Origin of the sequence: Gelidibacter sediminis, from assembly GCF_004364975.1 — a bacterium.
In the GTDB taxonomy this organism is placed as follows: domain Bacteria; phylum Bacteroidota; class Bacteroidia; order Flavobacteriales; family Flavobacteriaceae; genus Gelidibacter; species Gelidibacter sediminis.
Map to the genome: position 1 here is coordinate 59557 of NZ_SOBW01000008.1, position 25076 is coordinate 84632.

Annotated in this window: 21 protein-coding genes; 17 read left to right on the top strand and 4 right to left on the bottom strand. The window is 37.4% G+C overall.

What is annotated here, in order from left to right:
• Positions 1 to 124 precede the first annotated feature (124 nt).
• Positions 125 to 2584, bottom strand: coding sequence for an outer membrane beta-barrel family protein (locus BXY82_RS06905; RefSeq protein ID WP_133757478.1), 2460 nt, complete (start codon positions 2582 to 2584; stop codon positions 125 to 127).
• 121 nt (positions 2585 to 2705) lie between these two features.
• On the opposite strand from BXY82_RS06905, the gene BXY82_RS06910 reads away from it, so the two are divergent.
• Entirely contained in the window at positions 2706 to 3074 is a 369-nt protein-coding gene (locus tag BXY82_RS06910) for a CoA-binding protein (protein WP_133757479.1), read from the top strand.
• Here BXY82_RS06910 and BXY82_RS06915 read toward each other — a convergent pair.
• Positions 3045 to 4487, bottom strand: coding sequence for a sodium:solute symporter (locus BXY82_RS06915; protein ID WP_133757480.1), 1443 nt, complete (start codon positions 4485 to 4487; stop codon positions 3045 to 3047). The genes BXY82_RS06910 and BXY82_RS06915 overlap by 30 nt on opposite strands.
• 122 nt (positions 4488 to 4609) lie before the next feature.
• Here BXY82_RS06915 and recR point away from each other — a divergent pair, with 122 nt between their 5' ends.
• From recR to rimO, 13 genes are all read left to right on the top strand, one after another.
• Entirely contained in the window at positions 4610 to 5227 is a 618-nt protein-coding gene (gene recR, locus BXY82_RS06920) for a recombination mediator RecR (RefSeq protein WP_133757481.1), read from the top strand.
• Positions 5228 to 5234: 7 nt separating this feature from the next.
• Positions 5235 to 6329: a glycosyltransferase family 2 protein gene (locus tag BXY82_RS06925; RefSeq protein ID WP_133757482.1), complete on the top strand. Its 1095-nt coding sequence runs from the start codon at positions 5235 to 5237 to the stop codon at positions 6327 to 6329.
• A 116-nt stretch (positions 6330 to 6445) separates the two neighbouring features.
• Positions 6446 to 7837, top strand: coding sequence for a dihydrolipoamide acetyltransferase family protein (locus BXY82_RS06930; protein ID WP_133757483.1), 1392 nt, complete (start codon positions 6446 to 6448; stop codon positions 7835 to 7837).
• A gap of 151 nt (positions 7838 to 7988) precedes the next feature.
• Complete coding sequence (locus tag BXY82_RS06935; protein WP_133757484.1) at positions 7989 to 8765, top strand: 3'-5' exonuclease; 777 nt, start codon at positions 7989 to 7991, stop codon at positions 8763 to 8765.
• Between the two features lie 150 nt (positions 8766 to 8915).
• The gene (locus BXY82_RS06940) at positions 8916 to 9527 is read left to right on the top strand and encodes a fumarylacetoacetate hydrolase family protein (RefSeq protein WP_133757485.1); all 612 of its coding nucleotides are present in this window, start codon (positions 8916 to 8918) and stop codon (positions 9525 to 9527) included.
• Positions 9528 to 9529: 2 nt separating this feature from the next.
• Positions 9530 to 9871: an Hpt domain-containing protein gene (locus tag BXY82_RS06945; RefSeq protein WP_133757486.1), complete on the top strand. Its 342-nt coding sequence runs from the start codon at positions 9530 to 9532 to the stop codon at positions 9869 to 9871.
• A complete protein-coding gene (locus tag BXY82_RS06950; RefSeq protein WP_133757487.1) occupies positions 9871 to 11118 on the top strand; it encodes a CinA family nicotinamide mononucleotide deamidase-related protein in 1248 nt (415 codons plus the stop codon). The genes BXY82_RS06945 and BXY82_RS06950 overlap by 1 nt, the downstream gene beginning before the upstream one ends.
• A 78-nt stretch (positions 11119 to 11196) precedes the next feature.
• A complete protein-coding gene (rpmB, locus tag BXY82_RS06955) occupies positions 11197 to 11433 on the top strand; it encodes a 50S ribosomal protein L28 (protein ID WP_053977453.1) in 237 nt (78 codons plus the stop codon).
• A gap of 26 nt (positions 11434 to 11459) precedes the next feature.
• Positions 11460 to 11642 (top strand): 50S ribosomal protein L33, encoded by a 183-nt coding sequence (gene rpmG / locus BXY82_RS06960; protein WP_007648529.1) that lies wholly within the window; start codon positions 11460 to 11462, stop codon positions 11640 to 11642.
• Positions 11643 to 11649: 7 nt separating this feature from the next.
• On the top strand, positions 11650 to 11802 hold the full coding sequence (locus BXY82_RS06965) for a DUF4295 domain-containing protein (protein ID WP_133757488.1): 153 nt from the start codon (positions 11650 to 11652) through the stop codon (positions 11800 to 11802).
• A 213-nt stretch (positions 11803 to 12015) separates the two neighbouring features.
• A complete protein-coding gene (gene ftsY / locus BXY82_RS06970; RefSeq protein ID WP_133757489.1) occupies positions 12016 to 12969 on the top strand; it encodes a signal recognition particle-docking protein FtsY in 954 nt (317 codons plus the stop codon).
• Positions 12970 to 13151: 182 nt separating this feature from the next.
• Positions 13152 to 14792: an amidase family protein gene (locus BXY82_RS06975; protein WP_133757490.1), complete on the top strand. Its 1641-nt coding sequence runs from the start codon at positions 13152 to 13154 to the stop codon at positions 14790 to 14792.
• Positions 14793 to 14897: 105 nt separating this feature from the next.
• Positions 14898 to 16205: a 30S ribosomal protein S12 methylthiotransferase RimO gene (gene rimO / locus BXY82_RS06980; RefSeq protein WP_133757491.1), complete on the top strand. Its 1308-nt coding sequence runs from the start codon at positions 14898 to 14900 to the stop codon at positions 16203 to 16205.
• Positions 16206 to 16298: 93 nt separating this feature from the next.
• Here rimO and BXY82_RS06985 read toward each other — a convergent pair whose 3' ends face one another.
• Positions 16299 to 17609: a carboxypeptidase-like regulatory domain-containing protein gene (locus BXY82_RS06985; protein WP_243835733.1), complete on the bottom strand. Its 1311-nt coding sequence runs from the start codon at positions 17607 to 17609 to the stop codon at positions 16299 to 16301.
• Between the two features lie 80 nt (positions 17610 to 17689).
• Positions 17690 to 20176, bottom strand: a complete 2487-nt coding sequence (locus BXY82_RS06990; protein ID WP_133757492.1) for a M14 family metallopeptidase — start codon at positions 20174 to 20176, stop codon at positions 17690 to 17692.
• A 121-nt stretch (positions 20177 to 20297) separates the two neighbouring features.
• Between BXY82_RS06990 and bshC the strand changes: the two genes are divergently transcribed.
• The 3 genes from bshC to guaA all read left to right on the top strand — a co-directional run bounded on the left by bshC (position 20298) and on the right by guaA (position 25050).
• A complete protein-coding gene (gene bshC, locus BXY82_RS06995; protein WP_133757493.1) occupies positions 20298 to 21899 on the top strand; it encodes a bacillithiol biosynthesis cysteine-adding enzyme BshC in 1602 nt (533 codons plus the stop codon).
• A 32-nt stretch (positions 21900 to 21931) separates the two neighbouring features.
• Positions 21932 to 23302 (top strand): pyridoxal phosphate-dependent decarboxylase family protein, encoded by a 1371-nt coding sequence (locus BXY82_RS07000; protein ID WP_133757494.1) that lies wholly within the window; start codon positions 21932 to 21934, stop codon positions 23300 to 23302.
• Positions 23303 to 23514: 212 nt separating this feature from the next.
• Positions 23515 to 25050, top strand: coding sequence for a glutamine-hydrolyzing GMP synthase (gene guaA, locus BXY82_RS07005; RefSeq protein ID WP_133757495.1), 1536 nt, complete (start codon positions 23515 to 23517; stop codon positions 25048 to 25050).
• Positions 25051 to 25076: the final 26 nt, after the last annotated feature.

The window sequence follows — 25076 nt, forward strand, 5'->3', positions numbered from 1 at the left end:
CAATTTAACACACCTATAAGTTTTTGAAAGTTTAATCTTTCAAAATTAACATTCGTGTTGTGACTACTTATATGAGCCGTATGTTTTTGAAAGCTAATTAATCCAACAGCTTATTGGTTCTTATTTACATGAAGCCACCGCCACCTGATTTTTCATTTGTATCTCTATTCTTGCGTTGTAAAGCTCTGTATTTTCCTCCGCCAAATCGGTATGATAATCCAACATTCCAGGTATTGCTTTCCCAATTGAATTCACCAACTTGTTTATAAGGTCTATTACCTTCAAATCCTCCGCGCATCGTATTAAGGATATCATTATAATTAAAACTAAATGTGGCGGCATCATCCAAAAATGTATAGCGTAATCCCGTATTGACAAAATACATTGATTTACCTGTAAATTGAATCCCCTCACGTGCTGACCTGTACAAGCCAAATAATGAAAGTGTTAGATTTTTAGTTGTTTTAAAAGTATTGTTCATTCTAAAACTATAGGCAATATTATCTACTTCAATTTTGGTAAGCGCAATATCAGCAACATTCGGGTCTTGGCCAATTGGCGTGTTCAAAACTTCAGAAATACCTGTTTGAGTCTGTGCAAAAAGATCAAAACTACTATTAAAACTCCACCATTTTGCAGGCTTGTAACTACTGGAAAGTTCTATGCCATAAGCTGAGGTGTTGTCAAAGTTATCGTAAGTTAAGATCACCTTATTCAAATCTAACCGATCTATAAAGACAGCACGGTTAATTTCATCCTCAACAATTCTATAAAAAACACCTCCGGTAATTGTGCCCTTATTTAGTTTTCTCGTGTAGTTTAATTCAATTGAATTGGTAAACTGCGGTTGTAATTCTGAATTTCCAAAAGATGATACTAATGGTGTGCTCCATTCTCTGATAGGATTTATTTGTTGCAATCCTGGTCTATCTACACGTCGGCTTATGCTGGCTTGGTATGAATTTTTTTCACTTGGTGTATAGGTTAAAAATGCCGATGGATACACCTGTAGGTAGTCATTCTTAAAGGGTGTAGTGCTTATGGAGTTGTCAGCATAACTTTTAGCTTCGGCTTCATCTGTAACCGCTTCAGCACGGGCGCCTACTTGATAACTCCATTTTTCAATTGTCTTTCCAAAAGTAATATAGGCTGAATATATAGTTCTATCATAATTGAAATCGGTACGCGGTGTATTAATGATTGATCCTGATTCATCATAAGATTGCCCGGTCGAATTATAATGGACATCCGTAGTAAATAATCGCGCTTCAAGACCTGCTTCTAATTTGGTCTTATCATTCAGCGGATTCACATAATCTATATTAATTGTAGTTTGATCACGTTCAGTGTTTACAATATCCATGTAATTAGGCGGAAATGAGATATTGTAATAACTGAAATTCGAATGTTCATGGGCTTCAAAAACATTATAATCGGCTTCCAATTCTATTTTTTCGCCTTCTTTAGCAAATAAATGCTTGTATACTAAATTGTATTGAGAAGAAAGGTTGTCTGAAATATTGTTGAACTCTTGTCTTTGTTCTTCAGTATTAACTGAGCGAATTCTGGTGAGGCCTTTTCCTTTTCCATCATAACTGTTCTGATTTGTAAATATAGAAATGGTATTATTGTCATCAGCGTAAAAATCGACTCCAAATTTGTAAAGGTGAGACTTGTTGTTATTGTCAAAATTAAATAATTGTTGAGAATTGTCATCCGTTCGTTCTATGATACCGTAATTGATACTATTGCCAATGTTGTTTCCGTAATTACCATACAGGTTGAATTTTCCGTTACGATAATTCAAATCGATGGAACTGTTGAAACGGGCATTCACTTCCTTGGTCAATCCGATGTTAAGGTTGCCATTAAAGCCAATATTTGTGTTTTTATGAAGGATGATATTGATAATCCCGCTCATGCCTTCAGGATTATATTTTGCCGAAGGATTGGTGATCAATTCTATTTGTTTGATGGAGGTTGACGGAATCTGTTTTAACAATTGGTCTACAGGAACGTTTGATAATTTACCATCTACCATGACTCTAACATTTTCATTGCCGCGTAAACTTAAGTTTCCGGTTTGCTGGTCAACGCTTACTGAAGGAATATTGTTCATGATGTCAGATGCGGTGGCTCCTGATGTTGTGAGATCTTTGCCTACGGTAATAACCTTGCGGTCAACTTTTTGTTGAATGGTAGACACTTCTGCCACCACTGTCACTTCGTCTAATGCCGCGACATCTTCTTCTAAAAAAATGTTGCCTAAATCGACCTCATAATTATCTTTTCCAATATAAAAAGGCCGTGTAATGGTTTTGTATCCCATATATTGAATCAATACAGAAAATTGGCCTTCAGGTATTTTTGAAATGGTAAAACTGCCGTCCTCTAGAGTAATGGCGCCAGTGACATTCTCGTTGCCCTTATTTTTGATGATTATGGTAACATAGGGTAACGGTTGATTTTGACTAGCATCCAAAACCTTTCCTGAAATTGTACCGTCTTTTAGAGGGGTTGTCGCTGAGGGTTGGGCATATAATGTGGTACACATTACCATGCATAATAAAACTAATGATTTCATTTGTGAGTGATTTTTTGATTTGATTGATGAATTTTGATTTGATTGTTATATAGGAGACGAGTATTTTTGCGTATTGTTACGCTCTAATAATATTATTTTTATAAAAATTAGTCTTGAAATTATGGATGTAAATAAAAAAACCTTGGTGTTTGGTGCTTCACTCAACCCTGGACGGTATTCCAATTTGGCAATTAATAGACTGCAGTCTCACGGACATGATATCGTGGCTTTCGGATTGCGGGAGGGGGAGGTTGCAGGCGTTCAAATTGATACAGAATTGAAACCTTACCCTAATATTGATACGGTTACTCTATACATGAATGCTACAAGGCAGGCGCCATTTTATGATTATCTAATCGGTTTAAAGCCCAAGCGTGTGCTGTTCAATCCTGGTACCGAAAATCCGGAGTTTTTTAAACTGCTAAAAGAGGCAGGTATCGATTTTGAAACCGCGTGTACTTTAGTGCTGCTTGGTTCTAATCAGTATTAATCCTGTAAAGGTTAAAAGACCGTTAAGGATGAGAATAAAATAGCCGAATTCGAATCCTAGCCATTTTAAACTGTTCAAACTGACTAAATAGGACAGAATTGGTGAGAGAATAGCGATAATAGGTACCCATTTATCTTTGATTTGCCATGTGGTAAATAAGCCAAAACTATAAAGCCCTAATAAGGGGCCGTAGGTGTAGCCTGCAAAAAGTAAGAGTTTTGCAATAACGCTCTCATCTTTTATAGCGTATTTAAAAGCGATGATCACCACGATTAACACAAGTGAAATTAAGATGTGAATGCGTTTTCTGATTGCAATTTGCTTGGCCGCATCATATTTTTTTTCAATGTCTAAAATGTCAATGCTAAAGGAGGTTGTCAATGCGGTTAATGTGCTGTCTGCGCTGCTATAAGCTGCAGCAATCAATCCTAATAAAAAGAAAACAAACACGCCAATGCCTAAATGATTTTTTGCCAATATAGGGAAAAGCTCATCTTTGTGTGCGTCAATGCCATTCTTTTGCGCGTAAACCGTTAGTAATAGTCCTAAACTTAAAATCACAAAGTTGACCAGAGTTAAAATAATGGTAAACCAGAACATATTTTTCTGCGCGTCCTTTAGGGTTTTACAGGTCAGGTTTTTTTGCATCATATCCTGGTCCAATCCTGTCATCACAATGGCAATAAACGCTCCGGAAATAAACTGGTTCCAGAAATAATCGCCCGATTTAAAATCCTCAAAAAAGAAGATTTTGGTGAGGTCACTTTCCAAAACAAAACCTAAAAAATTCCCGTCACTGATGCCTAAATCATCGCTTACATAATATATCGCGACCCCAACTGCTATCAACATAAATAAGGTTTGTAGCGTATCCGTCCAAATAATAGTCTTGATACCCGACTTAAAGGTGTAGAGCCATATTAAAAACACAGTAATGGTTACCGTTTGCCAAAAACTTACACCTAAATCATCAAAAAGTAGCACTTGCAGCACATTAGCTACCAAATACAACCTGAAACTGGATCCTACCAATCTAGAAATCAGAAAAAATGATGCCCCCGTCTTATAGGAAGCGTTACCAAAACGCTGCTCTAAATAGGTGTAAATGGAGGTCAAATTAAGTTTATAATAGACGGGCAGGAGCACGGTACCAATTACAAGATATCCAACAATATACCCCAACACCATTTGCATATAGCTAAATTGTGAAGACTCCACCCAACCAGGAACCGAAATAAAAGTGACCCCAGAAAGTGATGCGCCAATCATTCCAAACGCTACCACATACCAAGGTGCCTGTTGGTTTGCTTTAAAAAAGGTGCTATTGTCCGATTTTTGTCCTGTGAGCAAAGAAATTAAAACCAAAACTCCAAAATAAGAGAGGATAAGCAGGATAATGGCTGTAGAATTCATGCATTATAATTAAGGCGCAAATAACTTATTAAAAAATTCAAAATCCAAAATTATGAGAATCAATGTAAAATAAGTCTGAAGTAATGCGCTTAAAATGTGGACTAAAATTGTAATTTTGTAACATGGAATTTTCTTCAAAACTACTCGAAAAAGCAGTCTATGAAATGTCGCAACTCCCAGGTATTGGTAAACGTACCGCATTGCGATTAGTCTTGCATTTACTAAGGCAACCCAAAGAGCAAACCTTGCATTTGGCTTCAGCTTTGCAACTGATGCGAAATGACATTAAGTTTTGTAAAAGTTGCCACAATATAAGTGATACAGAGCTTTGTGAAATTTGCGCAAATCCGCGACGTGCCGAAGAAATTATTTGTGTAGTTGAAGATATCAGAGATGTAATGGCCATTGAAAATACCAGTTCATTTAAAGGTTTATACCATGTATTGGGAGGTAAAATATCGCCTATGGATGGCATTGGGCCTAATGACCTAAATATTGCTAGCTTGGTAACTAAAGTGAAAGAAGGCCGTGTAAAAGAATTAATCTTTGCCCTGAGCTCCACAATGGAGGGCGATACCACTAATTTTTACATTTTTAAGCAAATTCAGGAGTGTGAGATTGTTACTTCAACCATAGCAAGGGGAATCTCAGTAGGTAACGAGTTGGAATATACAGATGAAGTCACTCTTGGAAGAAGTATTTTAAACAGAATACCTTTTGAAGCTTCCTTAAAATCTTGAGAGGCTCGTGAAACTGTCCGTTGTCATACTAAACTATAACGTGCGCTATTTTTTGGAATTATGTCTCAAAAGTGTAGAGGTAGCAATTACTGACTTGGATGCTGAAATTATTGTAGTTGATAATAATTCATCAGATAATAGTTGTGTAATGGTGCAACAGTTATTTCCTCGAGTTAAACTTATTCAGAACAGTCAAAATCTTGGGTTTTCTAAAGCAAATAATCTGGGGGTCGCGCAGGCGAAGGGCCAATATATCTGCATCCTTAATCCGGATACGGTTGTGGCTGAGGATACGTTTATAAACTGTTTGAATTACGCTAAGAATCAATCTTATTTAGGAATTATAGGTTGTCAGCTAATTGATGGTCGCGGCAAATTCTTACCAGAGAGCAAGAGACATGTTCCCACCCCATTAGTGGCGTTGAAAAAAATTATAGGCTTTTCAAATAGTTATTATGCCAATCATTTGTCGGCTTCTGAAATTGGAAAGGTAGATGTATTGGTAGGAGCATTTATGCTTTTAAAAAAAGAGGTTTATGACGCTGTAGGCGGTTTTGATGAAGCTTATTTTATGTACGGAGAAGATATAGATTTGTCTTATAAAGTTTTAAAAGCGGGCTATTGCAACTACTATTATGGAGAATCCTCCATCATTCATTTCAAAGGGGAAAGCACTCTAAAAAATCGATTGTATGCGAAACGTTTTTATGGGGCGATGCAAATTTTTTATAATAAACATTTTAAGTCACATGCGCTCCTCAATGCCATAGTTTGGTTGGGAATAAAATTGTCTATACGTAACAGGAAGTCGCCTAAAGCAGTGCGCTTTCAAGTTGGTGAGCATATAATAGTGTCTAAAAACGCTGTTTTTAATATGCCCATGCCCTTTAAGTATACCGTTGTCAATCAGCTTAATGATGCAGCCACGCATTCCCAAATTATATTTGATGAAAGTACGCTCTCCTATAAGGATATAATATCTGCAATGTCTACATCAGATCAAAAGAAATCGTTCACGTTTAGAATTTTATCTTCAAGTGCACAATTTATAATTGGAAGTGATAGCTCACAGCAACGAGGCGACGTGCTTCAACTAAATTAATGCCAATGAATATATGCATAATGATTTCGGAAATTATAGAGGATTATGTAATGAAGTATGGCAATTTTAACTAATTTTGCAAGAGCAAATAAAAATTTTAGCATTAGAATAATAATATGGCAAAGTTTGAATTGAAACTTCCTAAGATGGGAGAAAGTGTAGCAGAAGCAACGATTACCTCATGGTTGAAGAATGTTGGCGAAACTATAGAAGCTGATGAAGCAGTGTTAGAAATCGCTACTGATAAAGTAGATAGTGAAGTGCCTAGCGAAGTGGATGGGGTCTTGACTGAGATTCTTTTTAATGTGGATGATGTTGTTAAAGTAGGTCAAACCATAGCTATTATTGAAACCGAGGCTGATGCGGCTGCAATATCTACGCCCGTACAAGAGGAGCCTGCTAAGGCGCCTGTTGCTGAATCGCCTCAGGTGGCACAAGTTGCAAAGACAGTTGAAGCGGCTAGAAACGCTGTTGCAGCTCCTGTATCTTCTACTGAAGATCGCTTTTATTCGCCTTTGGTTAAAAATATTGCAAGACAGGAAGGGATTTCCCAATCTGAATTGGATCAAATTGAAGGCACCGGAAAAGAAGGTCGTGTGACTAAATCTGATATTTTGGATTATATTGAGAATAAGGGAACAGCGACTCCTGCGTCAGCGCAAGCGTCTACCGCAGCAACGGCGCAAGACCAAACATCAGCACCTAAAGCGGCGCCTCAAGAAGAAAAGCTAGAAGCTAGTGCTGCCAAAACAGAAAAAGTAGCTGAGAAACCTAAAGCTACCCCTAGCGTCTCAGATAATGGCGATGAGATTATTGAAATGACCAGGATGGGCAAATTGATTGCACATCATATGGTAGAATCGGTTCAAAAATCGGCGCACGTTCAAAGTTTTATAGAAGCTGACGTGACTAATATTTGGAATTGGCGCAATAAAGTTAAGAACGATTTTGCGAAACGTGAAGGCGAAAGTTTGACATTTACGCCAATCTTTATGGAAGCCGTAGCAAAAGCGCTTCGCGACTTCCCAATGATGAATATTTCGCTTCAAGATGATAAAATTATCAAGAAAAAACACATTAATTTAGGAATGGCTGCGGCACTTCCTGATGGAAATTTAATTGTACCAGTAATTAAGGATGCTGATCAGTTGAATTTACTTGGGATGACCAAGCGCGTTAATGATTTGGCAAACAGAGCACGTGTTAATCAATTAAAACCTGATGATATACAAGGTGGTACCTATACAGTTACAAATGTGGGAACATTTGGAAGTATCATGGGTACACCAATTATCAATCAACCCCAGGTTGGTATTTTAGCATTAGGTGCTATTAGAAAAGTCCCGGCGGTTGTTGAGACGCCTCAAGGCGATTACATAGGCATCCGTTACCGCATGTTTTTATCGCATTCTTATGATCATCGTGTTGTAAATGGTGCGCTTGGCGGACAGTTTGTAAAAGCCGTTAAAGATTATTTGGAGGCTTGGGACATGAATAGAGAAATTTAATTTCGGAAATTGTTTCAGATATTAGTAGACTAAAATAATTTTAAGAGTTCAAAACCTAAACAAATCATAAACCCAACCATAAACTGGCTGGGTTTTTTTACTTTTGCGCCAATTATAAGGCTACTAATAAACATATAATACCAATATCGTTATGACGCTCAACCTTAACAAACCCATCTGCTTTTTCGACCTTGAAACCACAGGTGTTAACATTACTTCAGATAGGATTGTGGAAATTGCTGTTTTAAAAGTTTTTCCTGATGGTAAAGAGGAGCGTAAGAGTTGGTTGGTAAATCCGGGGGTGCCAATTCCGGCAGAGGTTACGGCAATTCACGGTATTTCTGATGCTGATGTAGCAGATAAACCAAGCTTTAGGGAGGTGGCTAAAGATATCCATGCCATGGTAAAAGATTCAGATTTGGCTGGGTTTAATTCCAATCGATTTGATATTCCACTGTTGGCTGAAGAAATGCTGCGTGCAGATGTCGATTTTGATATGAAAGGACGCGTAGCTGTGGATGTGCAAACTATTTTTCATAAAATGGAACAGCGCACACTCTCTGCCGCATATAAGTTTTATTGCGATAAGAATTTAGACGATGCCCATAGTGCCGCCGCAGATACTGAAGCCACTTACGAAGTTCTAAAGGCGCAGTTGGCAAGGTATGAGGAGTTGGAGAACGACACCAAGTTTTTGGCCGAATTCAGCTCCCGTAAAAAGTTTGCTGATTTTGCTGGGTTTATCGTCTTTAACAAATATAATGAGGAGTGTTTTTCTTTCGGAAAACACAAGTCGAAACGCGTGGAAGACGTGTTGAATGAAGAACCTGGATATTTTGGGTGGTTGCTTAATGCTGACTTTCCATTGTACACTAAAAAAGTGTTGACAGCTATTAAGTTGCGGGCGTTTAATAATAAATTGGCTTAATAGCAATACTGATGAGTTCTTTGTGAACTGTTAATGGAATGTATTGTTACACGACCGTTCCATATTAAAGGTCACGAAGGTGCTTTATTTTAATTATTTCAACATAACAAAGGATTTAATTATAATAATAAATACAAATAGAGGTAATAAGTGAAAATCATTTGCATAGGTCGTAATTACACAGAACATATTGAGGAGTTGGCCAATGAAAAGCCAACAGATCCTGTCGTGTTTTTAAAGCCAGACACGGCTGTTTTATTAAAAAATCAACCTTTCTTTATTCCAGATTTTTCTAGTGATGTGCATCATGAAGTGGAAATCTTAGTGAAAATTAATAAGGTTGGAAAATACATTGATAAAAAATTCGCCCATAAATATTATGATGAAATTGGTCTCGGAATTGATTTCACGGCGCGCGATTTACAACACCAATTAAAGGAAAAAGGATTGCCTTGGGAAAAAGCAAAAGCTTTTGACGGGGCTGCTGTGGTGGGCAAGTGGCTTCCAAAATCGAGATTTGATTCTGTAGATGCCATTAATTTCTCATTAGAGAAAAACGGATCAGTTGTGCAACATGGCAATACAAGTCACATGCTCTGGAAAATTGATGAACTTATAGAATATGTCTCAAAATATTTCACTTTGAAGATAGGAGATATTATCTTTACCGGAACTCCAGCGGGTGTTGCTAAAGTTGAGGCCAATGACGAGCTAAGGGGTATGATTGAAAGCGATGAACTATTTAAAATAACAGTGAAGTAGAAATGGAAAATAATTATAAACTTTACCGTGTTCGCGAACTTGCTGATGGCGATGAGGATTTTGTGATGGCGCTTGCTGCTGCATTTGTGGAGGAAGTGCCAGAGGATGCTGCCCGACTTAAAGAAGCAGTTGCAGAGGCTGATTATTACACCACTTATCAGGCTGCACATAAAATGAAACCGACCGTTGATTTGTTTGAGCTTGGAGTCTTAGAAGACTTGATAATTGTTCAGGATTGGGGTAAATTCGAGAAAAAAGGAGAAGACATAGCACTGCAGCTTAAAACGGTTTTGGAAGCTATTGAAAAGACAGTGGACGAAATTAAGAGCGATTTCAACCTCTAATGTTAGCAGAAATCATAACCATTGGCGATGAGATTCTAATTGGTCAAGTAGTTGATACCAATTCAGCATTTATCGCTAAACAACTCAATAAAATAGGCGTTTCCGTTTATCAGATTACCTCTGTTCAGGATGATAAGGATCATATCATTAAATCCTTACAAGAAGCAGAGGCAAACGCCAATATTATCATTATTACAGGCGGATTAGGCCCCACAAAAGACGATATTACCAAAAACACCCTTGCTGCATATTTTGATGATATTTTAGTTCGCAATGAAGATGTTACCCAAAATATTTACCGCATTTGGAAAGATCATCTCAATAATACGCCTACTCAAATTAATTTGGATCAGGCTTTAGTGCCTTCAAAAGCACAGGTATTGATGAATTATCATGGCAGTGCTCCTGGTATGTGGCTAGAAAAGGGTGGAAAAGTTTTTATTTCTTTACCAGGGGTGCCGTATGAGATGAAAGGATTGCTTGATGATGCTGTAATTCCAAAGTTGAGAGCACAATTTAAGTTTCCATATATACAACATGAAACCATCTTGACCTATGGTTTGGGCGAGAGTGCATTAGCCGAACGTATTGAAGCCTGGGAAAACCAATTACCACCATATATCAAACTTGCTTATTTACCCAGTTTAGGACGGGTGAGATTACGGCTTTCTGGGAAGTCTATGGACAAGGATTTAATTAAGAATGAAATAAAACGTCAGATTGCGCTTGTATTGCCACAAATTGAAGATATTTTTGTGGGCTTTGAACGCGATGATTCAATTGAAGCTGTTATAGGGCAACAATTGGCAGAGTCAAAAAAATCAGTAGCGACTGCTGAAAGTTGTACAGGTGGTAAGATAGCCGAATTGTTTACAGCAAATGCAGGAGCCTCACGCTATTTTAAAGGGAGTGTAGTCAGTTATGCTACCCAGTCTAAAATAGAGGTTTTAAAAGTTGATCCCCAATTGATTAAGGAGTTTTCAGTAGTTAGCGCCCAAGTGGCGGAAGCCATGGCAACATCTGCAATTAAATTGTTTGATTCAGACTATGCCATTGCCACAACCGGTAATGCAGGACCTAGTAAAGGAGATGCAGATGCTGACATAGGAAAAGTATATATTGCCATTGCAACAAGAGAAAAGGTGTTTTCTGAAGTGTTTACCTTTGGAAATCACCGACTTAAAGTTATTAATAGGGCAGCGACAAAAGCGTTAGAAATGCTTCAAAAAGAAATTTCAAAAAAGTAACAATTTTAGTTTGTTGATATTGTAAAGTTTTACTAAATTTGCAAACTGTTTTAAATAACATCATTAAAGTTAGAAAGAATGTCAAGAGTTTGTGAACTTACTGGAAAAAAAGCGATGGTTGGAAACAACGTATCTCATGCGATGAATAAAACGAAGCGTAAATTTGATGCAAATTTGATCAAAAAGCGTTTCTATATTCCTGAGGAGGATAAATGGGTAACTTTAAAGGTTTCTACATCAGCGTTAAAAACCATCAATAAAATTGGAATTTCTGCTGCAATCAAAGAAGCAAAATCTAAAGGATTTTTAAAATAATAGCCACAAGCTAAAACGTTAAGATAATGGCAAAAAAAGGTAATAGAATTCAAGTTATATTAGAGTGTACTGAGCACAAAGAGTCTGGGCAACCAGGAACTTCTCGTTACATTACTACAAAAAATAAAAAGAATACGCCAGACAGAATGGAGATTAAAAAATTTAATCCTATCCTTAAGCGTATGACAGTTCATAAAGAGATAAAATAAGTAAGTCATGGCAAAGAAATCAGTAGCATCGTTACAAACAGGATCTAAACGATTAACCAAAGCTATAAAAATGGTTAAATCACCTAAAACAGGAGCTTACCAGTTCGTTGAATCAGTTATGGCACCTGAGTTTGTGGACGAATTTTTAAACAAAAAATAAATATATTCACTATATTTTTAAAAACTGCTTTCATTTGAAAGCAGTTTTTTTATGTCTATATTTGAGCTGAATATGACAAATTAGCAGTTTGAATTTAAGGGCAAGAAATTTGTTATTAGTTTTTTGTGCGACCACTTGTAAACACACAGGTTACCGCAATCCTAGCATCAATAGTAATGAGCGCAACAACCAATTACAAATAACTTAAGGATCATGAGCTTTTTTAAAAAAATATTCTCTTCAGAAAAAAAAGAAACCCTTGATAAAGGTTTAGAAAAATCTAAAACTACATTCTTTACAAAGCTCAACAAGGCGGTTGCCGGAAAATCTAAAGTAGATGATGATGTGCTTGATAATCTAGAAGAGATTCTAGTAGCTAGCGACGTTGGTGTTAATACGACTCTTAAAATTATAGATAGAATTGAAGAGCGTGTGGCGCGCGATAAGTATTTAGGGACTGCTGAACTAAATCAAATTCTACGAGAGGAGATTGCAGGTTTATTGTCGGAGGTAGACAGTGGTAACGCAACAGAATTTACTGTTCCAAAAGACAAGAAGCCCTATGTGGTTATGGTTGTTGGTGTAAATGGGGTTGGTAAAACAACAACTATTGGTAAGCTAGCTTCCCAATTTAAAAAACAGGGGTTAAGCGTAGTTCTTGGTGCAGCTGACACTTTTAGGGCCGCAGCTATTGACCAACTTCAAATTTGGGCTGATCGTGTAGATGTGCCTATGGTGCGGCAGGAATTTGGTAGCGATCCAGCTTCTGTGGCTTTTGATACACTAAAAAGTGGCGTTAATCAAAATGCGGATGTCATCATTATTGATACTGCAGGACGTTTGCATAATAAAGTAAACTTGATGAACGAATTGACCAAAATTAAACGGGTAATGCAAAAAGTTGTTCACGACGCACCTCACGATGTACTTTTGGTTTTAGATGGCTCAACAGGTCAGAACGCTTTTGAGCAAGCAAAACAATTTACAAACGCTACAGAAGTAACTTCTTTAGCCGTTACAAAATTAGACGGGACCGCAAAAGGTGGTGTAGTCATTGGGATTTCCGATCAATTTAAAATTCCTGTCAAGTATATTGGGGTGGGTGAAGGTATAGACGATTTACAAGTGTTCAATAAGTTTGAATTTGTAGACTCTTTCTTCAAATAGTGAATTTTCTATAAGCCTATATTTTTATTGCGGCACACGCGCTAATCGTGTGCTCTTAGTGATGGGTTGTTTCCTATATTATGGCTTATAAGCGTTGCATCTGTAACTTCTAAAACCTATTAATCCTATTTTAAATTTATTGTAAGTGGTGGTTTTTGATTATTTTTAGTAAAAATAAATTCATGAAACACTTTCTTATTCTCACGTGCATACTATCAGTAATCTCCTGTAAATCTGTTGATACCACTACCACCGTTCCTAATGAGAAAACCTCTGATGTAAGTGCTATTTCGTCAAAGTCCTTTACTGATTTTAAAGTATTAGATTCAAAATACATTGACAACAATGAACTTTGGAAGCCTTTTTACAAGGAATTGGAAACATTTACAGAAGATAATTATGCGGCTTTAAAAGCCTTAATCTTAAATCAAGACATTCCAACATTACAAGACCATATCCAAGAAGGTCGTTTGTCTTATGAAAGTTTGACAAAATTTTACCTCTACCGCATTAGAAAATTTGATCGTGAGAATGCTTTTTCACTTAATTCTGTTATTTCTTTAAACCCAAATGTTATTTCTGAGGCTAAAGCAAAGGATAGGGCGTTAAACAACAAAATGATTAAACACCCTGTTTTTGGAATGCCAATACTTTTAAAAGACAATATAAATACAGCTTCTATGCCTACTACGGCAGGGGCGGTGGCCTTTAAGGACAATGCAACTTCAGATGCATTTATTGTAGAACGGTTAAAGGAAAACGGCGCTTTAATTTTAGGGAAGGCCAACTTGAGCGAATGGGCGTATTTCTTTTGTGGCGATTGTCCAAGCGGGTATAGTGCAATTGGCGGCCAGACATTAAATCCGTATGGGCGTAAAGTGATGGATACTGGCGGATCGAGCTCGGGTAGTGGAGTGGCTGTTGCCGCTAATTTTTGTGTGGCCGCTATAGGAAGTGAAACCTCGGGTTCTATACTTTCTCCATCAAGCCAAAATTCCGTTGTAGGATTAAAACCTACCATTGGTGTGTTGAGTCGTAGTGGTATTATTCCAATTTCCTCAACCTTAGATACTCCAGGTCCCATGACAAAAAATGTTACGGACAATGCAATTGTATTAGACGCCATGTTAGGTCATGATGCCAAGGATTTTAAATCTATGCAGACAAATCTTTATGCAAATGCGCTATATAAGGATTTGGAAAAGCATTCTTTGAAAGGGAAGCGGTTTGGAGCCTTCAAAGAATTTATGGAAGACTCGCTGTATAGGCGCGCTTTAAATGATTTGAAAAATTTAGGTGCTATCATCGTTCAACTTGAAGAAGAACGCATTAAACTGCCTGGGTTTATGAGGCTTTTAAATTTGGATATGCAAAAAGATTTACCTCATTATATAGCTACTGCAGGAGATCCAACTATCAATTTGAAAACTGTAGATGATATAATTGCGTTCAATAAAAAGGATTCGTTGGCTGTCATGCCCTATGGACAGAAGTTATTTGAAGGGGTCGTAGCCGATCGCGCAACAGTAGCTGAGTTTGACGAGATTAAATTGAACCTGAAAACCAACGGTCGCACTTACTTTGATGCGCCTGTCAAAACACACAATCTGGACGGGTTCTTGTCTGTAAATAATTATCATGCAGGTGCTGCTGCCGTTGCTGAATACCCAGCCATTACGGTGCCAATGGGGTATGATGACAATGGTGAGCCCAAAGGCTTAACCTTTATTACCAAACCTTTAGGCGAGAAATTACTTTTGTCATGGGCGTATGCTTATGAGTTTGCCTCTAAAAGGCGTATTGCACCAAGGAATTATAATTAAGGTATAAGTCATTTCAGTTTTTATATCAAGATGTGTAGAAATAATATTCCTATCCAATAAATCGTAAATCATTACGTATCTTTGCACACTTAATTTTTTTTGGATATGAGAACGAAATCGCTTAAAAAGAATCGCATCAATGTGGTCACACTTGGTTGTAGCAAAAATGTGTACGATAGTGAGGTCCTAATGGGCCAGCTTAAAGCGAGCGGTAAAGATGTGGTGCATGAAGAAGAAGGTAATATCGTGGTGATTAATACCTGTGGTTTCATCAATAACGCCAAAGAAGAAAGCATCAATACCATTCTCGATTTTATGCAAAAGAAGGAAGATGGTCAAGTTGATAAGGTTTTTGTGACCGGTTGTTTAAGTGAGCGTTATAAGCCTGACCTACAAAAGGAAATTCCTAATGTGGACCAGTATTTTGGAACTACTGAACTGCCAGGTTTGTTGAAGGCTTTAGGTGCTGATTATAGACATGAACTGATTGGTGAGCGTTTAACGACCACTCCTAAAAATTATGCGTATCTCAAAATTGCAGAAGGGTGTGATAGACCTTGTAGCTTTTGTGCCATCCCTTTAATGCGAGGCAAGCATAAGAGCACACCCATTGAAAACTTAGTGGTAGAAGCTGAAAAACTCGCCGTTAACGGGGTTAAGGAGCTGATTTTGATTGCTCAGGATTTGACGTATTACGGACTGGATCTTTACAAAAAACGTAATCTGGCCGAATTATTGGAAGCCTTAGTAAAAGTTGAGGGTATAGAATGGATCCGATTGCATTATGCCTTTCCAACGGGTTTTCCTATGGATGTGCTGGATGTAATGAATAGAGAGTCCAAAATTTGTAACTATTTAGATATTCCACTTCAACATATTTCTGATGCTATTTTAAAAAGCATGAGGCGCGGTACTACCAAAGAAAAGACCACTAAACTTTTGCAGGAATTCAGAAAGACGGTTCCCGGAATGACCATCAGAACAACTTTAATCGTGGGCTATCCTGGAGAAACGGAAGAGAATTTCCAAGAATTAAAACAATGGGTCTCAGACATGCGATTTGAACGTTTGGGTTGTTTCACTTATTCACATGAAGAAAACACCCATGCTTTTAATTTGGTGGATGATGTTCCTGAGGAGGTTAAGATGCAACGCGCCAACGAGATTATGGAAATTCAGTCGCAAATTTCTTGGGAATTGAATCAAGCTAAAATAGGGCAGGAATTTAAAGTGGTCATTGATCGAAAAGAGGGTAACTATTTTGTAGGTCGTACAGAGTTTGATTCGCCAGATGTAGACAATGAAGTGCTGATTGATGCTTCTAAATGTTATTTAAAAACGGGTGAGTTTACCACAGTGAAAGTGACTGAGGCGGAAGATTTTGATTTATATGCTGAAGTAGTTATTGCCTAAATTAGACGATTTTTGGTGCTCATATTACTGTTTTGGATATTACACTGGTCCATTCCACAAATTATAAAACATAGCAGTTTACAAAAAGTTGTGCTAACTGTTGTTTTGTCGTTTTTCTAAATGCTTGTTGATTTTTTCAATAGCCGATTCAATGGATTTTTCAGGCTCAATGATGTTGTATTCTCCCCAAAATCTCGGATCGGAAAACCCCGATGCTTCTTCACTTAAAATTACAGTAGGGCGCAATGTTTCTCTACGGGAAGGATCATCATTCATAACCTTTGACCAATCTGTTACTGCCATTTCACTGCTTAATGTGTAGATACTATTAAATAGGCGTCCCTTCCAATTAACTTTAAAAGTCAACTGAATATTGCTATAACCATAATGCCACTTGTTATCTTTTAACCTGTAGTCTACTCGATACGCTGCTTCAGTAGGGTATACAGTTACTCTATTAGGTTTCTTTTTTACAAAAAGTTCTGCAGCCTTTTCTTTATTTTCAACATTTAAATTATAGATGGCGCTAATAAGTGAGAATGTTTCGGCATCGATATAAAGTTTTCCGAAGTGCATGGGGTCCATAATCTCAGGCCGTTGCTTAAACTTTACAACATAAACAGATCTGTTGTTGATTTCAGTAGGCTTATCAAATGAAAATTCATAATCTTCTAAAGTGTGTTCATTAAAGATAAATTGAGGATATTTAATAATATCCGCATAAATCGCGCTATAAGGCCCACCCTGAAGTTTTACTGCCAGGGTGTCCAATCTGCTATAATCTGTGCTTTTACGTGCTTTGATCAACTTAATCTTATCGCCTTTAGATGAGGTGGAAGGCTGTCTGTAGATTTCTACTACAGCCTCAGATAACGACGCGTCTCGTCGTCTTTTTTTAATAGTTTCCCTGTAAAAGGCCGTCAACATAGTTTCTTCTGTAAAATTGTGTTCACCTTTTTTGTCGAGGGCTGCTTTGACTAAGGATTTTGCGTCCTTAGGGGCATTAATTTTGATTTCAGAAAGTTGCATGGCCGATTCTTCCAACAAAATATGAATATCCTCACCATTTAAACTTGATAAGGGTATAATTTTAGACTGATATCCTAAAAACGAAATGTGCATATCGTTATCAACAAATGCATTTGGCACTTTTAAAAGAAATTCGCCGTCTGAGTTGGTAATTGTACTGATATTAGTGTCCAAAACATTAATGGTAGCAAAAGCCAAAGTTTCTTTCGTTTTACTATCAATAACTATACCTGTAAACTCTTTGAAATTTTGATTCATTTCAGGGTTTTGAAACATGTTTTTTGCTGATAAAGAAATATCAGAACACAACATAAAAAACATAAAAAGCCAAATGGTTAGAACTTTTTGATGACTTATTTTGATGAAATTATTCATAACGCCTTATTTAATAAACATTAAATTACTAAAAATAAACATGTAAATGAGTGTTTTGGATGTTAATGTTAAAGGTTTAATTACTTATAGGCATTGTTGTTTACAAAGAAAATGGCATTAACGAAAAATAGCTTACCATTTTCCCAAAAATTGCGGAATAGGATATTATCTGTCATATAAATAATACTGCCATTCCCCAATCGTTCTTCTCCAAAAATCAGGGAGTTTTGAAGATTTTTTAATGTGTTCTTTCCAGCAAATCCCGCAACGTTCTTTGGTTGATCGTCCAAATATGCCACATTAAAACCTTCATCCAAAAGGCTGTACGTACTGGCACCTGATTTTAAGGTATAGTACTGTTTATCATACCCAAAAGCTAATGGATGTGTGGGATCTACCACTGATTTAAAAATGGCGCCAGTAATCATCTCATTAGTGCTTTCTCGTTCGCGTTCTGCGTAAGGCGTAAGGTTTGGTTTGGTTGTGGTTGAGTCTTTAGAAAATTGACGTTTCAGACCAAAATCTTTATGATCGGCAAAAATGTTGAGGGCACCATCAATTGCAATAACTTTTCCACCTTTTTTGATCCAGCTTTGTAGTTTTTCTAGATTTGATTCATTAAAAAATTGGCTATAAAAGCCATTTGGAATTACCAAAACTGAATAGTCATCAAGATTGGTTCGTGAAAAATGATCAGTATTTAAAGACGTTGCAGAGTACTTCAATTCTTGTTCGAAGAAATACCACACTTCACCATAACTTAACGATGATGTATAGTTTCCTGATAGAATTGCAATCTTCTGCCTATTAATTAATTTAACGTCTGGCGATCCGAAATCAGGACCTGATTTTGAAAATCCGCTAGATGCCGCCACTATTTTCCTTTTAAATTTATTTGCTGCAGCAATCACAACATCATCAAAGTGTTCTATTTTCTTATTATCACCCCTAACAATAATTAACGCGCCACGCTCAAAAGTATGTTCGGGACTTTTAGTGGTAAGTGGTTTTTCAGAAAAACGGACTTTTAAATTCTGCTTTAGTAATTCAGCTAAAAACTCAGCATCCTTCAGGTGGTTCCATTTGCTGATATATCCAATGGCTTTTGTATTTGCTAAATTAGGTTGAAATGGTGTCGATACAGGTGTTGTAGAGACTAAGTTAGTAGACGCAACGGCGTTTAATCCGTAAGCATAAGGTAAGCTCCAAGCTGTAATATCATAAGTTATTGAATCCGCTAAGATCGTGTTAGGTTCAAACAACACCTGTGCCATTTTCCCTTTGGGCTGATTGGTGCTCACCACTAAATCTTCAGATGTGCCATTAATAGACCCATTTTTACCATCTTGAAAGTTATAACCTGAAATCTTTCCAGCCGCTGCCGTCCCGTATGCGATATGATGTTTATCCAATAACGCTTTTAAGTCTTCAATTTTATCAAAACTGCCGCGCAAAACATAACTTTTATATTTTAAATTAGTAGTCGCGAAATACTTTTTAAATTCTGTATTTAATTTTTCAGCATTTTTAGATGCCATCTCTACTGTAGACAAGCCTGTGATGTGATGATGTTCTACACGGTCTACAAGGGTTAAAACTTCACCTTCATCATTAAGGATACCTAATCCTGACTGTCCCCCTTGCTCATAAGTCATCCCAATGGCGCCGAGATATGTTGGGTAGGTATCCCCATAACTTGGGTACAGTAAATCAAATCGTTCACGTGTAAAATATAACCACCCATTAGCGTCAAAATAGCGCGCGTGGTTTTCTCCAATTTGCGTTTGGAAATCGCGCTGCCAATCCGTAATGATCTCGTGAAAAGGTTCCGCTGCGGGTGCAAAATAATAGGGTTCATTAATGCCTTGTTCATGAAAATCGACATGAATTTGTGGTAGCCATTTGTTATAAATTTTTAGGCGTGCTTGTGTTTCTATTTGACTGGCCCAAACCCAATCTCTATTTAAGTCAAATAAATAATGATTGGCCCTTCCTCTTGGCCACGGTTCATTCTGTTCACTTGCTTGTTGATTAATATCGTATGGTGAACTTTTAGTTTGGTTGTACCAATTGACGTACCGGTCACGTCCATCAGGATTAAGACATGGATCAATAATCACCACCGTGTTTTTTAACCAATCTTGTTTTTCTGTCAACAAACTGTGAATCGTTTTCATTGAAGCTTCCGTGCTAGAGGCCTCGTTGCCGTGCACATTATAGCTTAACCAGACGATGGCAATATCATTTGAGGTAGAATTACCATCGCCAATGCCAGCATTTTTTAAATGATTTTGTCTAATATTTTCGAGGTTTCTGATGTTTTCTTCAGAAGAAATAATGGCTGTGTATAATGGACGTCTCTCGTAGGTGTTGCCATAATGTTCAAGTTTAACCTGATTGGGAAGTTGTGTCGCAACCATTTTAAAGTAATCAACCACTTGATGATGTCTTGTAAATTCTGTTCCTAAAGTATAACCTAGAAATTCTGAAGGTGATTGTATGCTTTGTGCTTTAGAGACAGAGATGCTAGTCAATAGCACAAAAATGATCACTGATAGTTTTTGCATAATAAGGTAATGTAGCGTAATTAGTAAGGTAAAGATAGCTAGTCAAAGTGAATTAACTAAAATTTAGTACTCAAAAAAAGTTAAGAGCGCTATCTTTACAATTCATTTTTTAAATTCACATATGCCAACCGATTGTATTCCGTTTAAAGAGACAAATTATTTTTCATCATTGATCACCGATTACTTAGATGAAAAAACGGATTTGAAACCCTTTTATAATCGTTTTCCATCGTTAGATAATTTTGAGGCTCAAATAGAAGAAAAGCAACAGTCTTATAACAAAAACCATCGCTCAGATTTGGTCAAAGCCTTAATGCTGCAATATGAAGGTTTAAGTATCTCATCAATGACGCTTACCAACATTGATCTCTTGAAACACGGCACTACTTTTACGGTTACAACAGGTCATCAGCTTAATTTATTTACAGGCCCGCTGTATTTTTTCTATAAGATTATTTCAACAATTAATTTGTGCAGAACATTGAAAGAGCGCTATCCGCATTACAATTTTGTACCTATTTATTGGATGGCAACGGAGGACCATGATTTTGAGGAAATCAACTTTTTTAATTTTAAAGGTAAAAAAGTGCAATGGAACAGAGAGGCTTCGGGGGTTGTAGGCGACTTTGATTTAAACGGTTTAGACCAAGTGTATGAGGTGTTTGCCTCTCAGTTGAATTCGAGCGTAAATGCAAAAGCCTTAAAACAACTTTTCCATCAGGCCTATATAGAACATGATACTTTAACATCAGCCACACGGTTTTTAGTCAATAAGTTATTCTCTATTTATGGTTTGGTTATTTTAGACGGTCATGACCCTATCTTAAAAAAGCTTTTTAGACCCTATATTGAGGAAGAATTAGTCAATCAATCATCTTTCAAAAAAGTATCAAATACGAATGAGGATATCAATGCCTTACCCTCAAATTATAAAATACAGGTCAATCCTAGAGAGATTAATTTGTTTTACATTCACAATGCTATTCGAGAGCGCATTCTTGAGACCGATGGTGTGTTTGGGGTTTTAGATACTGATATACGTTGGAATAAAGAGGAATTATTGGCTGAAGTAAATGAGCATCCTGAACGGTTCAGTCCGAATGTTATTTTACGCCCTCTTTATCAAGAAGTTATATTGCCTAACCTCTGTTATATTGGAGGTGGTGGAGAATTGGCCTATTGGTTACAGCTCAAATCTAATTTTGAAGCTCAAAAGGTGACCTTTCCTATGCTGCTGTTGCGAAATTCTGTATTGCTCATAACTAATAAACAAAAAGAAAAGCTTGAAAAGCTACATGTGTCTGTGGCTGATTTGTTTTTGAAACAGGACGCATTGATGACTAAGGTTACAAAAACGATCTCTGACATAACTATTGATTTCAGTCCTCAAAAAAAAATGCTTCAAAAACAATTTGAAGAGCTCTATAAGTTAGCAGCACTTACTGATAAATCCTTCAAAGGTGCCGTCGCTGCTCAAGAAGTGAAACAAGTAAAAGGACTCGAAAATCTTGAAAAACGATTATTGAAAGCCCAAAAAAGGAAGCTGGAGGATGAGTTGGAGCGTGTAAAAGTGTTACAGGATGAATTGTTCCCACGGCAAAGTTTACAAGAGCGCCATTTGAATATTTCAGAATTTTACTTAGAATACGGCGAGGGCATTATTCAAACACTAGTTCAAAATCTTGATCCATTACATTCTGAATTTCTAATATTAGAAGTTTAAATCCTATAAATTATAGTGAATCCATGACGAGTATGCATAAAATTGATATGGACCTCATCGAGATGACTTTAGATGTCATGAAATATGCTATTGGGCGTATTTCGGCAACTGAGCATCCTATCGGGAAGCCCAAAAAAGAAGAAGAACTCAAAGCTTTGGTAGGAGAAACCATCACACCAAAAGGAGTGGGTGGTGAATATGCGTTTAACTTATGGAAAGAGCATTTGGCAAAGGCTAATGTTCCGGTTGATCATCCGCGGAATTTAGCATTTGTGCCAGCATCGCCAACTAAGGCGGCCATTATGTTTGATCTCGTAACTTCGGCTTCGAGCATTCACGGCGCGTATTGGATGGAAGGTGCTGGCGGTATTTTTTGTGAAAATGAAGCCATGAAATGGATGGTATCCTTAACGGGGCTTCCTAAAGGTGCCTTTGGGGTTTTTACTAGTGGCGGAACTGCAGCAAATCTATCGGCTATTGTAACAGCAAGAGAACATTGGCGCGAAAATCCTGAATTTAAACGCGAGAAGGGATTAATCATAACGTCAATTGGGGCGCATTCCTCCATAAAAGCTATGGCAAAAGTAGCCGATGTTGATATTCTATTGGTCGATTCTGAAGAACGCCTAACGGGTGTAGATTTAATTGAGACCATTCAGAATTTACCTGAACAGCAACGCAAACGGCTTTTTGCGGTGGTTGCCACAGGAGGTACGACGAATGCCGGAATCATTGACGATTTGGAAAGTGTCGCTCAGGTTTGCGAACAAGAACATTTATGGTTTCATGTTGATGCTGCTTACGGTGGTGGGGCGCTGGTTGCTGATTCCGTACGGCATTTGTTTAATGGTATTGAAAAAGCTGATAGTATTACCATTGATCCACACAAATGGATGTTTTCGCCCTATGATTGTGGCGCAGTGATTTATAAAGATCCAGAATTGGCAAAAAATGCACATTCGCAACAAGGGTCGTATTTAGATATTTTTAAAGATGAAGGGGCACACGGTTTTAATCCTACAGATTATCAAATACAATTAACACGACGTGTGCGTGGCCTGCCACTATGGTTTTCATTGGCCACACATGGTACGGATCGGTATAAGGAAGCGGTAGAACGGGGTATTGAACTGGCTCAAATTGCTGGTAAAATGATACAAGCGCACCCTGATTTAGAGTTGGTGCGAGAACCCAGTTTATCTTGTGTACTCTATAGACGAAAAGGTTGGGAACCTGATGACTATACCCATTGGACCTATGAAAATCATAAGAAAGGGTTTGCGCTAGTAACACCAACTAAATGGAAAAATGGCGATAGTTTTGAAACGGTATCACGTTTTTGTTTTATAAATCCTGATACTACTGAAAAAGACATAGAAATGATTTTGAATACAATGGTATAATCTAGGCAATGGTTATTGATGATCAGATTGTAATCGTAAAATGAGATGATGTCCGTTTGTATCCATTAAATTTTTACAAGGTTCAATCGGGTTATGTTTGAGTAATTTTTTTTGCGCAACACAATTGCTTGGGACGACGTAAAACTGATTCATTTTTGTAATTTTCATTGGCCCTAAATGGTAAATCTAAAAATCTATCCTTATTTTTGCGCATGCAACACAACAAAGTCCTTATTTTAGATTTCGGATCGCAATACACACAGCTTATTGCGAGACGCGTTAGAGAACTCAATATTTACTGTGAGATCCATCCCTTCAACAAAATTCCAACTGATATAGACAGTTTTAAAGCTGTTATTTTATCGGGTAGTCCTTCTTCTGTAAGAGCGGAGAATGCGCCACATCCGGAGTTGTCAAATATCAGAGGCCATATGCCGTTGCTTGCCGTTTGTTATGGTGCGCAGTATTTGTCCCACTTCTCGGGTGGACTGGTAGAACCTTCAAATACACGTGAATATGGTAGAGCCAATTTAACGTATGTTAAAGTAAAAGAACCTCTGTTTAACCATATTGATGCTGGGAGTCAGGTATGGATGAGCCATAGCGATACCATTAAAAAATTACCAACAAACGGTACACTCATCGCAAGTACAAAAGATGTTGAAAATGCAGCTTATGTTATTGAAGGGGAGCAGACTTATGGTATTCAGTTTCATCCTGAAGTGTACCACTCTACAGATGGGAAACAATTATTGGAGAACTTTTTGGTTCATATTGCAAGAGTAGAGCAAGACTGGACCCCACAATCGTTTGTGGAAGAAACAGTCGAGGCCCTTCAAGAACAGATAGGTAATGATAAAGTTGTATTAGGTCTTTCAGGAGGTGTTGATTCTTCCGTTGCAGCTATTTTATTACACAAGGCTATCGGTAAAAACCTGTTCTGCATTTTCGTTAATAATGGCTTGCTTCGTAAAAATGAATTTGAAAGCGTCTTGTCTCAATATGAAGGAATGGGACTAAATGTGAAAGGTGTAGATGCTTCGGCACGTTTTTTGGATGCCCTTGCAGGATTGAGTGATCCAGAAATGAAGCGTAAAGCTATTGGTCGTGTATTCATTGAGGTTTTTGATGATGAAGCGCATCAAATTAAAGATGTTAAATGGTTAGCACAAGGTACAATTTATCCAGATGTGATTGAGAGTGTTTCTGCCACAGGTGGTCCAAGTGCCACTATAAAGAGTCATCACAATGTAGGAGGTCTACCAGATTTCATGAAATTAAAAGTTGTAGAACCCTTAAAAGCATTATTTAAAGATGAGGTAAGGCGCGTAGGTGCTTCTATGGGTATGGATGTTTCTATTTTAGGCCGTCACCCTTTTCCTGGTCCTGGATTGGCTATTCGTATTTTGGGTGATATCACCGCTGAAAAAGTGCGTATCCTACAAGAAGTTGATGCGGTATTTATTGACAATTTAAAATCATGGAACCTCTATGATAAAGTGTGGCAGGCAGGCGCCATTCTTTTACCTGTTAATAGTGTAGGTGTCATGGGAGATGAGCGTACTTACGAAAAATGTGTCGCCTTAAGAGCGGTAGAAAGTACTGATGGAATGACTGCAGATTGGGTGAATTTACCCTATGAATTTTTGCAAAAAACTTCAAATGAAATAATAAATAAGGTAAAAGGCGTTAATAGAGTAGTATATGACATTAGTTCAAAACCACCTGCAACAATTGAATGGGAATAGAAACTATGATATGTTCAGTTATCAGT

What these genes read in the sequence shown, in the direction of transcription:
- BXY82_RS06905 (WP_133757478.1), bottom strand. Translation starts at nt 2,584, where the DNA reads ATGAAATCATTAGTTTTATTATGCATGGTAATGTGTACCACATTATAT.
- BXY82_RS06910 (WP_133757479.1), top strand. Translation starts at nt 2,706, where the DNA reads ATGGATGTAAATAAAAAAACCTTGGTGTTTGGTGCTTCACTCAACCCT.
- BXY82_RS06915 (WP_133757480.1), bottom strand. Translation starts at nt 4,487, where the DNA reads ATGAATTCTACAGCCATTATCCTGCTTATCCTCTCTTATTTTGGAGTT.
- recR (WP_133757481.1), top strand. Translation starts at nt 4,610, where the DNA reads ATGGAATTTTCTTCAAAACTACTCGAAAAAGCAGTCTATGAAATGTCG.
- BXY82_RS06930 (WP_133757483.1), top strand. Translation starts at nt 6,446, where the DNA reads ATGGCAAAGTTTGAATTGAAACTTCCTAAGATGGGAGAAAGTGTAGCA.
- BXY82_RS06935 (WP_133757484.1), top strand. Translation starts at nt 7,989, where the DNA reads ATGACGCTCAACCTTAACAAACCCATCTGCTTTTTCGACCTTGAAACC.
- BXY82_RS06945 (WP_133757486.1), top strand. Translation starts at nt 9,530, where the DNA reads ATGGAAAATAATTATAAACTTTACCGTGTTCGCGAACTTGCTGATGGC.
- BXY82_RS06950 (WP_133757487.1), top strand. Translation starts at nt 9,871, where the DNA reads ATGTTAGCAGAAATCATAACCATTGGCGATGAGATTCTAATTGGTCAA.
- rpmB (WP_053977453.1), top strand. Translation starts at nt 11,197, where the DNA reads ATGTCAAGAGTTTGTGAACTTACTGGAAAAAAAGCGATGGTTGGAAAC.
- rpmG (WP_007648529.1), top strand. Translation starts at nt 11,460, where the DNA reads ATGGCAAAAAAAGGTAATAGAATTCAAGTTATATTAGAGTGTACTGAG.
- BXY82_RS06965 (WP_133757488.1), top strand. Translation starts at nt 11,650, where the DNA reads ATGGCAAAGAAATCAGTAGCATCGTTACAAACAGGATCTAAACGATTA.
- ftsY (WP_133757489.1), top strand. Translation starts at nt 12,016, where the DNA reads ATGAGCTTTTTTAAAAAAATATTCTCTTCAGAAAAAAAAGAAACCCTT.
- BXY82_RS06975 (WP_133757490.1), top strand. Translation starts at nt 13,152, where the DNA reads ATGAAACACTTTCTTATTCTCACGTGCATACTATCAGTAATCTCCTGT.
- rimO (WP_133757491.1), top strand. Translation starts at nt 14,898, where the DNA reads ATGAGAACGAAATCGCTTAAAAAGAATCGCATCAATGTGGTCACACTT.
- BXY82_RS06985 (WP_243835733.1), bottom strand. Translation starts at nt 17,609, where the DNA reads ATGAATAATTTCATCAAAATAAGTCATCAAAAAGTTCTAACCATTTGG.
- BXY82_RS06990 (WP_133757492.1), bottom strand. Translation starts at nt 20,176, where the DNA reads ATGCAAAAACTATCAGTGATCATTTTTGTGCTATTGACTAGCATCTCT.
- bshC (WP_133757493.1), top strand. Translation starts at nt 20,298, where the DNA reads ATGCCAACCGATTGTATTCCGTTTAAAGAGACAAATTATTTTTCATCA.
- BXY82_RS07000 (WP_133757494.1), top strand. Translation starts at nt 21,932, where the DNA reads ATGCATAAAATTGATATGGACCTCATCGAGATGACTTTAGATGTCATG.
- guaA (WP_133757495.1), top strand. Translation starts at nt 23,515, where the DNA reads ATGCAACACAACAAAGTCCTTATTTTAGATTTCGGATCGCAATACACA.